Source organism: Paenibacillus sp. FSL R7-0273 (assembly GCF_000758625.1).
Taxonomy (GTDB): domain Bacteria; phylum Bacillota; class Bacilli; order Paenibacillales; family Paenibacillaceae; genus Paenibacillus_AQ.
The window spans coordinates 1,857,422-1,870,866 of record NZ_CP009283.1 but is presented as its reverse complement, the minus strand read 5'-3'; the positions used below and the strand labels follow the sequence as shown (position 1 = coordinate 1,870,866).

Here is a 13,445-nt window from a genome sequence, read left to right as displayed (position 1 = left end):
TATACGGAGTGCATCTGTACCTTGTATAGATGCTGTGACCAGCACAAAAAGCCCCGCATAACGGGGGCTCCACGTGTTAAATCTGTAAGGCTTCACAACCTGCATAGGGATGCAAATTACTGTGCAAAGCTGAACCGGCTCAGCAGTACCTCACCTGTAAAGACCAGGAACACATCTGCTTTTCCGGCATCCACTACGGCATCAGCCGTCAGGCTGTGCCATTCCTGCTGTCCGCCTGCCGGGATCTGCAGCGTAGCTGCCAGCTTACCGGACGGGCTGCCGGTTCTGACCTCGATGCTGCCGCCGCTGCTTGAGGAGACCAGCGCTTCAAACGCTGCTGCTCCATCAGGAAACGCAGCATTATGGAAAGCAATCCATGCGCCGTCCTGAACCGGATGGATGGAAGCGCCGCCGGCCTTGCACTCGTCCAGGTAGACCGCTTCGTAATCGTCATAGTTCTCTGCCTTTACAGTAGCATACAGATTACGGGCAGGTACAGTGTCGCCATGCACTCTGATTCTTGCTGACAGCTGGATGTCACCGGAGGAACGGCCGACCAGAATATTGTATTCCCCGTCTTCCACACAGTATTGCTCACGGGTTACATCCCAGAACGCCAGCTCCGATACCGGCAGAGAGAATGTGACTGACTTAGATTCGCCTGCCGCGAGGCTGATCTTCGCAAAATCTCTTAACTGCTTGAGCGGACGCCTGATCCGGGTCGACAATGACTGCACGTACAGCTGAACGACCTCATCGCCGTCTACTGCGCCAGTGTTCTCCAGCTTCACGCTCAGATTAATTGTATCGTTCTGCTGCAGCTCTTCAGCGGCAAGCTCCAGCTGCTTATAAGCTACCTGTGCATAGCTCAGGCCATGGCCGAACGGGTACAGCGGCTCACCGTCAAAGTACATATAGGTTCTCTTGCCCTTGATAATATCGTAGTCCATCAGCGGAGGAAGCTGGTCTACAGACCGGAACCAGGTCATGTTCAGCTTGCCCGACGGGCTATAGCCGCCGAACAGTACCTCTGCCACCGCATTGCCCAGCTCTTGTCCGCTGTGTGAGGTGTACAGCACGGCTGGAATATGCTCGTCGATCCAGGTAGAAGTAATCGGGTAGCTGCCGACAATCACTACAACTGTATTCGGATTGGCGGCGTAGACCGCTTTTACCAAATTCTCCTGCTCTTCCGGGAGCACGATGTCCGGTCTGTCAATCTCCTCCTTACCGTTCAGCAGCGGATGATTACCGACAAACACCACCGCAACCTCGGCAGCCTTCGCTGCGGCAACAGCCGCTTCCACACCGTTAACGACAAGCTTTTTGCGGAATCTGTAGGCTTTGGCTTCAGCATCGGCAGCCTGTTCAACAGAACGGAGTGTTCCGTCAGCAGAGACTGTAACCGGCTTACCGTTCCAGGTACGCAGGCTTACTGTTCCGTCTTCCTCGGCGACCAAATCCAGCGATTCCTTCACATACCAGCCATAGATTTCATCTGCCGAAGCTGTCAGCGTTCCTGCATCATTCAGCGTGACATACTGGCCGCGGCTGGTCGCCTTAAGCGTATTGGCAGTCCAGCCCCAGGCTGTATGCCGGAACAGCTCTCCGCGCTCCGGAGCATCATGCAATGCGGCCAGTCTGCCGTCTTCACCGGTCATGCCTACCGCCTTGCCTCCGTCTGCTGAGGTCAGGATAATCCGGTCATCCCCGCTTTCAAAGGTCACCTGCTTGCCGGCCAGTTTTTTGGTCACACCCTGCAGCGGGGTAACCCCATAGGCCAGTGTACCGGAGTACCAGTCTCTGAAGGCTTCATCCGCCAGTGGTCCGATCAGTGCCACCTTAGACAGCTCCTGCGGGTTCAGCGGAAGGGCGGCATTCTCATTTTTCAACAGTACAACGGACTGCTTCGCCGCTTCCAGTGCCAGCTCGCTGTGCTCCTTGCTGAGAATGACAGAATCGTCTATAGCCGCATACGGATTGCCCTCTTCAGGATCGAATTCACCAAGACGGAAACGTACACGGAAGGTGTTGGACAGCGCGCGGTCCAGATCTTCTTCAGCCAGCAAGCCTTCGGCCAGCGCCTGATGAATCACCTTAATGGTCTCTTCAGTCTCTTCGGTTACACTGTCGATCCCGTTTTTGATCGATTCAGCCATCGACCGGGCAAACGACTCGTAATACTTATGATCTTTTACAATCCCGAACAAATCCCCCGCATCGCTTACAATGAACCCGTCCATTTCCCATTCACCCTTAACCACATCCATTACGGAAGGGTGCAAAATAACCGGTACGCCGTTAAGCGAATTGTATGCTGTCATCATCGACTGTGCGCCGCCTTCCTTGAAGGCAGGCTTGAACGCTTCCAGATAGTACTCGCGCAGATTGCGCGGGTCAATGCTCGAGGAATCCACTCCGCGGTTGATTTCATTGTTGTTGCCGATGAAATGCTTCAGCGTTGCTACCGCTTTCAAATACACCGGGTGATCGCCCTGAATCCCCTGTACAAGCGCGGTGCTCAGCTGACCGGTCAGCTCAGGATCTTCCCCGTAAGCCTCCTCCGTCCGCCCCCAGCGCGGATCGCGCTCCATATCCACAGTAGGTGCCCAGAGGGTCAGGCCGTTTACTGCAGGATTTTTTTTGTAAAAAGCTCTCGCCTCATCACCGATCGCCGAACCCACCTGCTTCAGCAGCTCGGGATTCCATGTGCAGGCCAGCCCGCCCGGCTGCGGAAAATAGGTTGCTTTTCCCAGCCAGGAAATGCCGTGTGCCCCTTCCGTACCATGCTTATAGGCGCCAACGCCCAAACGCTCGATTTCCGCCTGATATTGCGGCATCAAGCTTACTTTTTCATCCAAGGTCAATCTGGACAGCAGATCCTGCACACGTTCATTAAGCGGCAGTCCGGTCTGCTGAAAAGGATATTTCGCGGTTTCCATCCACAGTCACTCCTTCGGTCTATATGATAACGGTTACATCATATTTAATCATAAAATATAAACGCTTTCAGAAACACCAGCACAATTGACGGAAAAATCACTGTAAAATTAGACATTTCTTTCTGTATAAAAAACTCAATATAATAAATACAAATCAAACCGAATACTGCAATGAACGCAAAAGGAGACCTTCATCCCTATGTCAATCCGTATCCGCCAGCTTTTCAGCATTCCAGGCTACACCCCGTTTATGATCTGCATGATCCTGCAGGGAATGGGTATTTCCATCAGCTCCCCGTTTCTGGCTGTTTATTTCACTTCGGAGATAGGCGTATCGGCAGGTGTCTTCGGCATCTTCACGGCTGTCACACTGATTAGCGGCGTCTGGATCAGCTCACTGATTGCCAAGCGCTCCGATCACGGGATGAACCGCAAGACACTGATGGTCACGGCCATGTTTTTTAATGCCATAGCTTTCTCGGGATATTTATTCATCCATGAGTTTTATCTGCTGCTGATTTATATGACCGTATTTACAGCAATCGGCGCACCCGCCATGCCGCAGTTGTTCGCCAGCGCACGTGAGGCAGTGAATGCCAGCAGCAGCACGGATCACGCCTTTGCCAATTCAACGCTCCGCTCCATGTTCTCCCTGGGCTTCATTACCGGCCCGCTGATCGGAGCGGTTCTGCTGGAGCATTCCGGGTTTCAGGGGATTTTTACCGGCACCTCGCTGATTTTTGTGCTGAATGCCGTGCTTATGCTCTGCACCGCAAAACGCCCGGCTGTGAAAGCAGCCGCTCCGGTCAAACCGCAGCAGCCGCTGAAGCTGCATCAGGATGCCCGGGTTCTTATCCCTTTTCTCGTGATGACCCTGCTCTATTCAGGCCACTGGATGAACAATCTGAACATTTCGCTGTTTATCATCAATACGCTGGGCGGCAGCACGCAGAATGTGGCTTCCGTGTCCAGTGTGTGCGCATTGCTTGAGATTCCGTTCATGCTGGTGCTTGGCGTTCTGTCGGCCAAATATTCCAACCGCCTGCTGCTGCTGTGGGGAATCGTGCTGGGCGCGGCCTATTATGTGGTGGTCCTGTTCTCAGGCGCCCTGTGGCAGATTATCGCCGGACAGGTGCTGCTGGCTGTATTCGTCGCTGTGATTTCTGCAATCGGCATCAGCTACATCCAGGATCTGCTGCCGGATCTGCCCGGCTATGCATCCACACTGTATACCAATGCTACTACGCTAGGCCGGCTGTTCGGCAGTCTGGCTGGCGGAGCAGCCGCCCAGTGGCTCGGCTACCGTCATGCTTACTGGGGCTGCCTGCTGCTGCTCGTTGTTTCTTTTGTGCTGATGGTGGTTCCAAGCTCCGGACGGTCCAATTCCGATAAAAGCCCGGTTCAGACGGGGGGAGCGCTGTGATGAGGAGGCTGGCGGGCAAGGCTTACTCGCTGTAAAAAAAGTTACTGAGCCGAAACGAAGAAATTCCAGAGGACTGCTGCAGCTAAATAAAAAACGGACAGGCTCCAAATGAACGGTGCCTATCCGCAGTATAGTTAAAGGAAGCATGCTGTTCGGGAATGCTTAAATCTTCATGTCCTTCCCGGTATAGTCCACGAACATGAACCGGCCTTCCGGTGCTGTACGCTGCTCAATCAGATCAAGCACTCCCTTCGCACTTTGGCGCGGGTCCGTCGGTGCCTGCTCTCCGCCCATATCGGTATGCATCCAGCCCGGGTGGACGCTGAGCACATGGACTCCGCGTTCCTGCAGATACACATGCAGCTGCTGGGAGAACATCGTGAGCGCTGTCTTGGAAATGCTGTACGGGTAATCTCCGGGATATGCATTGGTGATGCTGCCCGCTTCCGACGAGATATTAATAATGGACGGCTCTGCTTCCGTAAGCAGCGGCAGGAAGTGCTTGACCACACGGATCGGACCATACAGGTTGATGTCCATAGTAGTCAGCATGTCCTGCAGGTCCAGCGCTTCAACCGGCGTGTTGCGCGCGGTCAGCACAGCTGCGTTGTTGATGATAGCACCAAGCGTGCGGCCCTGCTCTTTAAGCTCAGCAGCCAGTGCTGCGATTCCCGCTTCATCCGTTACATCCAGCTTCGCGATCGTCAGCTTATCCCCATGTGCTGCCGCAAGCTTGGACAATTCCTCAGCCTGCCCGTCCGGGTTGCGTACACCCGCAATCACTGAATATCCGCGCTCCAGCGCCTCTGCGGTCAGGTCGAGGCCCAGTCCGCGGCCGGCGCCGGTTATAAGAATATTCTTCATCAATAGTACCTCCTTATTAGTTAGTTTATTGAATAGTTTATTGGTTAACCATTATTAATTATCGTTCTCCAACAACTCTACGAGCACTTTCAATTCCTTAAAAGTATCCATATACGCATAACGCCCGCCGGTATACTCACCCTTCTGCTGCAGCGCAAACCCTTTGCCTTCAAGTAACATGATCTTGTCCTGCATCCCTTCAATCACAAATGCGATATGATGCGGACCTTCTCCGTGCTCATTCAGATAGTCGCGCCAGGTGCTCGGCTGGTGGTCAGGCTCAATCAGCTCCAGCTGTACAGACCCCATGTCAAAAAAGGCCAGCTTCGCCCGTGCCTCCGTCTTTTCCCCGTTATACCGGGTCTGTGCAACGTCCGCTGTATCCGTCACTATAATCTCCGGCTGCTCCAGCCCGAAAAATGCCGCATATGCCGCGCTCACCTTCTCCACATCATTCACCAGAATGCCTATCTGCGTAACAAAATGATTGCCTAGTAGTCCTGTCAACTGCCTCAGCCTCCCTTTTCATCTGACCAGTCTACCATAGCGGGACTATGAAAGGGCTGTCAAGTTTCGGGAAACGGGCGGGGGCTGAAACAACGGGACTTTTACCGTTGCTTCAGCTCTTTGGGCCGGCGGGGGCTGAAACAACGGGACTTTTACCGTTGCTTCGGCTCTTCAGGCCGGCGGGGGCTGAAACAACGGGACTTTTACCGTTGTTTCGGCTCTTCAGGCCGGCGGGGGCTGAAACAACGGGACTTTTACCGTTGTTTCGGCTCTTTGGGCCCCCTAACCGTGAGGTCCATCAGCTCGAACTCAAGTTACCACAGCTCGTTATCCAGCATCGAGTGAATATACTCATACCTATATATACGGCTATTGTGTCTAGTGAGCACGGGTTTAAACTTTCCTTTTGCGCATAATGAGGCCATATACTTTCTAATAGTTCTGAGGTCGACTCCTGTTTCCTCCACCAGATCAACCGGCCGGATGAAACCGTTGGAACGCGCTGCAATCCTCAAAATTTCTTTCTCTACTTTAGTATATTGATGGCCTTCTCCACCCGTGGTTTTCAGCAGGCTGGGGATCAGCAGGGATTTCAGCAGAGAGATGGTCAGCTCGGGCACCGATTCGAGATCGTCATAGGGAACGGAAACAACGCGATATCCGGCAATCTGCAGATAAGTTTCCCTGTTCAGCTCCTGGCGGTACCGGGTCCTGTCGGTATTTTGCACATGGGGCCCGTACCCTTTGATCTCGATGGCAAACTTAACCTGTCCCGGCCTCCAGACAAAATCAACAAAATAAGGCCGCCCGCGCCAATCCAAAACCTCATACTCCGGATGCAAATCATCCAGTTGTCCAAAAACCGGCCACCACACCCGCTCCAAAAACATCCGTTCGCCATGTCCATGCCCGCGTCCCAGCCTGTCCAGACGCTCACCGGTTCTCCGTTTCTTGTGGTACTGTATCCACTTCTGATGCTCCTCCATAAATCCCATATGTTAACCTCCCCCTGGACACAAAAAAAGTCCCGCACCCCAAATGATGGAGTACGGGACGTGCTTCGTCCGTTTGTTAAATTATAGTGCCGGGTCTTTGCTTTCGTCAATGAATGGTAGAAAGCTGCATTTCCTTGCATATCCTTATTAACCACTACTCCCCCTACTCATCCCCGCCCGTCACCTTCACCGGATACTCCCCCATCTCACTCCAGCGGCGGCGGAGCAAGTGCGCGGCAGCCTTGGGCTGCCTTTGCCGGGTGAATACGCCCTTCTTGTTGCCGCCCACCCGCGTGATTCCCTGCTTGGTGGCGAAATCGGCAAATGCCCATACATGCTCGCCGATTACAAAATCCAGCCGGTCAAACACATTATGATACCGGGTAAGCAGCTCCTGCTGGTACTCCTCGGTGAACATCACCGGCGGGTCCTGGTGGAACCCGGCGATGGCATCTGCCCCATACTCGCTCATGATGACCGGCTTGCCGAAGGTGTTAAACCAGCCCTTCAGCTCCCACTCCACCTGATGCTCCACCAGCTCCAGCGCCCCCGGGTCCTGATACCACGAATAGTAACGGTTCACACAGATGACGTCAAAAAACTGCGAGACCCTGCACTTGTCCGGCAGCGGCCACTGCACAATCGTTATCGGGCGGTGCGGGTCCAGCCTGCGTGCGGTGCCGGCCAACTGGCGGAAGTAAGGCACGGACTCCTCCTGAAAATTAGCCGCTTCATTGGCCAGGCTCCACATGACCACAGACGGATGGTTTTTGTCACGGGCAATAAGGTCTGTCAGCACTTCCAGATGATGAGCCAGTGTCTCATCATTGGCCTTGTCCGGGGCATACACCTTGTCATTATAGTTGAAAAAGGTGAACCCCACCGCCGGAGCCTCGCCGATAACGACAATCCCCTCCCGGTCGGCCAGATCGAGCAGCTCCTCGGCATACGGATAATGAGAGGTACGGAAGGAGTTAGCATTCATCCAGCGCAGCAGGTTCATATCCTTCACATTGACAGCCTGATCCAGTCCCTTGCCCCTGATGTCACTGTCCTCGTGCTTCCCGAAGCCTTTGAAATAAAAGGGCTCCCCGTTGATCAGGAATCGGGTCCCTTCCACTTTAACCGTCCGTATCCCGATCTGCAGCTGATAATGGTCTTCCCGTTCTCCGTCAGCACCCCATACTTCAGCGTGAAAAGAATACAGATACGCCTGCAGCGGCTTCCACAGCCGGGCGTTCTCTACGCGCAGGATGCCGGAGCTCCCTTTGCCGGAGGCTACTGTTACCCCGTCTTCATCCAGCAGCCGGACCGTGATCTCACCTTCAGGCCGTGAGGCTTCCACGGTATAATGAACAATCCCCGTCCCATCCTGTATATCTGCCGTTGTTGTTATATCCTTAATGTAGCTCTGTGAGGTCCGGTACAGCTTCACCGGCCGGTGCAGCCCGGCATAATTGAAGAAATCATGAAAATATTCCTGAACCCGGTAGCCCTCCGGGTGCTTCTCATCATCAAAGGTTTTAATCCGGCCCGGCGGCAGGGTCTGCCAGCTGAGCACATTATTTACCACGATCGTTACCCAATTCTCTTGACCATGTACAACCAGCTCCGTAATATCGGCCTCAAAAGGAAGAAAGCCCCCTTTATGCACCGCCGCTTCTACACCGTTGACCCATACAACCGCATGGTGGCAGGCGCTGCCCACCCACAGAACGATCCGGTCACCCGACCAGGAACGCGGAGCAATAAAGAACTGTTCGTACCAGACGTCTCCCATATGGTCCCGCAAGGCCGCATCCTGGGTGATGTCATTGTAGCTAGCGGGAACCGGCATAGGAATGGTGTCCTGAAGCGGCGCTTTGAACCATTCCTCCTCCCTGCCCTGATTGCCCGGTCCGGCTTGAAGCGCCAGATCCCCGACAGATCCTTGATCTCGCGCGTTAGCGTATCTTTTGGAAACAGCATGCTGCATTCACTCCAATCTTGTCTATTCCATATCTATTTATCCTTCAGGCACAAGCTGAACAGATATCTCATACTCTCTGCCGTCTTCATAAGGAAGCTCTGTACCGCTCCAGGCTTCACCATCCACAAGCACATTCGTTGTTCCCCTGCTGATCCGGTCAGGATTCTTTACTTCAATCCGGTATACCGCGTTACGGAACCTGCGCTCCACCCGGTAACCGGACCATTCCGCCGGAATACAGGGGTCTATGACCAGGCCGTCTGCCGTTGCTCTGATGCCAAGCGCATATTCCAGGGTAGTCCAGAGCATCCAGCCTACCGTACCTGTGGAGACATGATGGCTGGACTTGCCGTAGCTTGGCGAGTCAGCCAATCCGAAATAATAATTTGGTACAAAAATCGGCACCTGCCCGTTACGCTCCGGCGGATTGTCCCTGTTCGTCGGCAGCGTCCGGCAGATCGTCTCCCAGGCCGCCGTACCCCGCCCGGCGATGCAGTCAGCGAAAGCCTTGAACATGGAGGCATGGCAATAGACAGAGCCGTTCTCTGTCGTGCCCGCCAGCTTGAGGCTGATCCGGCCCCATTTCGGATTCCAGCCGCTGAACGGCGGCTCCAGCAGCCGCGGCCCGAACGGGGTATCCAGACTGTCGATCGCTGCAAAGCATTTCTCAAGCCGCTCCCCGTCCGCGATCCCGCTCATTACTGCCCAGGTCTGGGTGTTCAGGAACAGCTGCCCTTCCTCGTCCCGGGCTGTTCCCAGCGGCACGCCGTTATCATCGAACCCGGCAATGTACCATTCACCGTCCCAGCAGCTGGTATTCACCGCTTCCGCCAGCCTTACAGCCGCCGACCGGAGGCGCTCTGCACCTTCCGTATCACCAAGCCGTTCACAGAACGGCAGAAGTCCGCGGATGCCATAGACCAGTGCCATCGTGTTCCAGACCGACTCGCCGCGGCCCAGCCGGCCGGGGCCGTTGATCGGATCATTCCAGTCGCCGTCACCCATCAGGCAAATGCCGTGTTCCCCGGTCGCACCCACCATATAGTCCGCTGCGAGCACCAGATGCTCATAAATGGAAACGGTATCATTTGAATCCTTGAAAGCTACCTGCCGGTGCAGCAGCTCCGGGGCTCCACTCTGATTCACCAGCGCAACCATGCAGATGATCAGCCAGACCGGACCGTCTGTATGCTTTAGGAGGCACAGATTTTTGGGCGGTGACCCGTCCGTCATAATCCACTGCTGAATAAAGCCGTTTTTTTCCTGGCCCTTAAGCACAGAGATCATATACTCTGCCGCTCCTGCCGGGTCAATCAGCGCATAGCCTAGAGCATCCTGCAGCTGGTTGCGGACCGGGCAGTAATTGGACATGCGGTTCGTTCGGGTCTGCATGACGATCTGTTTTTTGAGCCAGATATTCATAAAAGAATTAACGTTCTCATCCGGAGTTTCTATCTGGAACGCGCCGTTGATCCGCTCCCAATACTCCAAAACCTCCTTATGCAGAACATCAAAGCCCTTAGCAGTCAGCCTAGCCTTATTTGCAGCTGCCTCTTCAAGCGAATGGGCACAGCCGATTACAAAACGGCTTACCGCAGCCTCTCCCGGCTGAAGCGTAATCCGCTGCTGCATCGCACCCGCCGGATGCTCCGCCTCCGCCCGCTGCCCCGAACAGCTTCCATTCCGCACAGCTGCCGGCAGCTCATAAATGTCGTCACCGCCAAAGAAGGTGCGCTGGCTGCAGTCATAGGAATCTGCCTGCCGGTCAGAATAGACATAGACAACGTTGGTATGATCGTCACAGCCGGCTTTTTGCTCATAGGTCACATGATAGGGAAAAGAATACGCAGAGAGAATCTGCGTCTCTTCATCAAAGTCGCATTTACTTCCCATGACGCCGCCGTTCTCCAAGGAAAACGCCGTGAACAGTGATAACTCTCTCGGCTCTGCCCCGGCATTCCTAAGCGTCACTGTCCAGACTTCCTGCTGGCCTTCACGCGGGACAAACACATGCACGGAGGTTTCAATCCCATGGGTACTGGTACGGATTTCGCTGTCCGCCAGGCCATGAATGCACTCATAAGCATCCGGTTCACTCTTCAGCGGCTGATACAGCGGTGCCCAAGCCTGCCCTGTCCCGTGATCCTTCACATAAAAAAAGCGGTAGCCCCGCGTAATAGCACGGTGCCGTGGCTCAAAAGCCACACTGTCCCCCTGCCCGGTCTGGGAAACCTCCATATAATAGGAATCATTAAATAAATAGTTGAACCACCTTGCCGGTGTCCGGGGTGTCGTGATGACATACTGGCTGCCATTATCCTTAAAAAACCCATAGGGTCCGCTTCTGCTCAATTGCAATGCACACCTTTCCTGTTCGCTGTAGACCCCGGCGACATTCCGCTGCTATTCCGTCAGATTATTCCGGTATTGGCCCGGTGTGATCCCCTCCATCTTGCGGAAATAGCGGATAAAATTCGCCGGGTTATTATATTTCAGCTTCATGGCAATTTCGGTAATCGTCAGGTCCGTTTCCTTCAGCCATCTTTTGGCTACGGTCAGCCGGTATTGCGCCAGGTAGTCGGTAAAGCTGATGCCGGTCTCCTGGCGGAATACCCGGCTTATATATTGCGGATGATAATTCAGCCTCGCAGAGCATTTTTCCAGCGTCAGATCGGTGTCAAAAGCCTCCGCAATCAGCTGCTTCACCTCTTCGGAAATGCTGGTGAACTGATTTCTCTGCCGCTCTTCAAGCAGCCCGACGGCAGGCCCGACAAGCGTGTCATTGAACCATTCCTCTATATCACGGGGACTGTGCATGCCGAGCAGCTCCTCGAACAGCGAATCCCCGTCAGCCTTAAGCTGATGATGCGAAATGCCGGAATCCTGCAGCAGCCGGATGAGATCCATCAGCAGCCGCACCAGCGACATCTGATACTCCTGATGATCATATTCCTCGCTTGCGAGCGCATTCATCATTAAGGATAAGGCTTCCGCCGCACGCTGCCGGTCCAGCGACTTGATCGCTCCGGTCAGCTCATCTTCAAGGGTTTTGGGATAGATGATTTCCTTGCGCCGGGCAGGCTGGACATCCTCAATAAACAGGATAACCTCCTCGCCCAATCTGGCCCGGTATTTCAGCGCATTCTCGCCTTCCTCATACCCGCGGCTCACCTCCGGCCATGCTGTACAGGAGCGGCTGATGCCGATGCTGGCCTGCAGCTGCAGATAGCTTTTTACGGAAGCCTGCACCTCAGCAGCTCTGGCGTATACAGCTTCCTTAAAAGCCTCCTCCGACTGCGTCTTAGTACCAATCAGCATGACAACAGACTCGCGGATTACAATCGGCGGCAGCCGGTCCCCTTCAGGAACCACTTCAAGCGCGATATTGCTGACCGCAAACAGCAGCAGATCCCTGTCCTGCTCTGTAAAACGGCTGCTGTCGAGCCGGTCAATCTGCACTAGCAGCACCCGCATAAGCGTCCAGCCACCGGTATAGCCGTATCCGTAATCCGCCAGCCGTTCCTGTATCCCCTGGGACCTTGCTTCGCCCAGCAGCATTTTGCGGACCAAAAACTCTGCCAGCTGCTGCTGCTGTCCGGCCAGCTCGAACCTCAGCTTGCTCTGATCGGACAAAAGGCCCTGAATGCGGTCGGAGATGGCGGTGAACTCATCTTTTTTGGGCCGCGGCTCTTTGTCCGGCAGCAAAGACCGGTATATCGACCTTACCGGGGTATACATCCGCCGTGACCCGATCAGCGCTGTAAGCACGGTAGCGGCAAGCACGCCGAGGCTGATGAGAATGGATGTCCTTCCGATAGCAGTTGCCTCACGCGTCACCGCCTGTGTAGGAACAACCGAAACATAAGTCCATCCGTTATACCCGGATTTACGGAAGGAGATAGAGGCCTTGCTCTCTCCGGCCATGCCGCTGAAAACTCCGTTAGCCTCCGTCTGCGCTCTGACCGCTTGAATGTAAGGCTCCTCTGACAGATCCTTACCCAGCAGCGAGGAATCCGGATGGGTAATGACCCGGCCGTCCTCATCCAGAATGAACACATCGCCCATGCCCGGATCGCTGTCAATCAGATCGCTGAGCTGCTGGGCGGACATTACTACCGCTATCAAGCCCCGCGGTCTGCTGGCGTTGATCGGCCATTTTTTCAGATTAATGACGGCATGGTTCAGCTCGACCATCCCCTCCGCCCCCTGGATGCTCGCTGAATTGCCGCTGACCCACATCGAGCCGTTAGGCATGCCGGAGAATGAACGGAGCTTCTCCTTCAGCCCCGGCTGATTGTAGGCGTCAAGGCCCGAGTTGGTAATTAGCCAATCCTGCTCCAGACTGTACAGATACACATCCTTGATGCCCAGCTCGAACGTCTGGATTGAAGAGAGATGCTTATACAGCTCGTGAATGATTTCCATGTCGTCTATATCAAGCTTTGTCGCAATCGCCTTGGTCACTATGGGCAGCCCGAGCAGCTGTGTCGTGGAAAAATCGATCATTTTGAGCGTCTGCTCCACCCGCAGCTGGCTCTGCCTGAGCACCTGGGAGTTACGTTCCTCGACCTGCTGCAGCACCGATTGGGAGGAGTAGTGATAGGAATACCAGCCTAAGATCAGCACCGGAAAAGCACCGATCAGTAAAGTAAGTATGATTAATTTCCGCAAGTAGCTCGATATCCGCATAACCCACTACCCCCGCAATCGTTTGTTGCCTTTATTTTAGCATATGGGGATTTTTA

General features: G+C 54.5%; 8 protein-coding genes. 1 reads left to right on the top strand and 7 read right to left on the bottom strand.

Translation table 11 applies throughout. The features are described from left to right. Positions 1–116 precede the first annotated feature (116 nt). Positions 117–2,942, bottom strand: a complete 2,826-nt coding sequence (locus tag R70723_RS08010; protein ID WP_039871201.1) for a glycoside hydrolase family 3 protein — start codon at positions 2,940–2,942, stop codon at positions 117–119. A 199-nt stretch (positions 2,943–3,141) separates the two neighbouring features. Between R70723_RS08010 and R70723_RS08005 the strand changes: the two genes are divergently transcribed. After that, a complete protein-coding gene (locus tag R70723_RS08005; protein ID WP_039871200.1) occupies positions 3,142–4,365 on the top strand; it encodes a sugar efflux transporter in 1,224 nt (407 codons plus the stop codon). 162 nt (positions 4,366–4,527) lie between these two features. Here the strand turns inward: R70723_RS08005 and R70723_RS08000 are convergent, their stop codons facing one another. The 6 genes from R70723_RS08000 to R70723_RS07975 all read right to left on the bottom strand — a co-directional run bounded on the left by R70723_RS08000 (position 4,528) and on the right by R70723_RS07975 (position 13,371). Continuing rightward, complete coding sequence (locus tag R70723_RS08000; protein WP_039871198.1) at positions 4,528–5,229, bottom strand: SDR family oxidoreductase; 702 nt, start codon at positions 5,227–5,229, stop codon at positions 4,528–4,530. Positions 5,230–5,283: 54 nt separating this feature from the next. Continuing rightward, complete coding sequence (locus tag R70723_RS07995) at positions 5,284–5,736, bottom strand: VOC family protein (protein WP_039871197.1); 453 nt, start codon at positions 5,734–5,736, stop codon at positions 5,284–5,286. 314 nt (positions 5,737–6,050) lie between these two features. Further along, positions 6,051–6,731 carry a hypothetical protein gene (locus tag R70723_RS07990; protein WP_039871196.1) on the bottom strand — a complete coding sequence of 227 codons (681 nt, stop codon included), beginning with the start codon at positions 6,729–6,731 and terminating at the stop codon, positions 6,051–6,053. Between the two features lie 163 nt (positions 6,732–6,894). Beyond that, a complete protein-coding gene (uidA, locus tag R70723_RS31465) occupies positions 6,895–8,706 on the bottom strand; it encodes a beta-glucuronidase (protein ID WP_081957294.1) in 1,812 nt (603 codons plus the stop codon). A gap of 30 nt (positions 8,707–8,736) precedes the next feature. Then, entirely contained in the window at positions 8,737–11,052 is a 2,316-nt protein-coding gene (locus R70723_RS07980; protein WP_039871193.1) for a 3-O-beta-D-glucopyranosyl-beta-D-glucuronide phosphorylase, read from the bottom strand. Positions 11,053–11,103: 51 nt separating this feature from the next. Beyond that, a complete protein-coding gene (locus R70723_RS07975; RefSeq protein WP_179088119.1) occupies positions 11,104–13,371 on the bottom strand; it encodes a helix-turn-helix domain-containing protein in 2,268 nt (755 codons plus the stop codon). Between the last annotated feature and the right edge of the window lie 74 nt (positions 13,372–13,445).

Coding starts and splice junctions, on each gene's coding strand:
- R70723_RS08000 (WP_039871198.1), bottom strand. CDS start 5,229: ATGAAGAATATTCTTATAACCGGCGCCGGCCGCGGACTGGGCCTCGAC.
- R70723_RS08005 (WP_039871200.1), top strand. CDS start 3,142: ATGTCAATCCGTATCCGCCAGCTTTTCAGCATTCCAGGCTACACCCCG.
- R70723_RS07990 (WP_039871196.1), bottom strand. CDS start 6,731: ATGGGATTTATGGAGGAGCATCAGAAGTGGATACAGTACCACAAGAAA.
- uidA (WP_081957294.1), bottom strand. CDS start 8,706: ATGCAGCATGCTGTTTCCAAAAGATACGCTAACGCGCGAGATCAAGGA.
- R70723_RS08010 (WP_039871201.1), bottom strand. CDS start 2,942: ATGGAAACCGCGAAATATCCTTTTCAGCAGACCGGACTGCCGCTTAAT.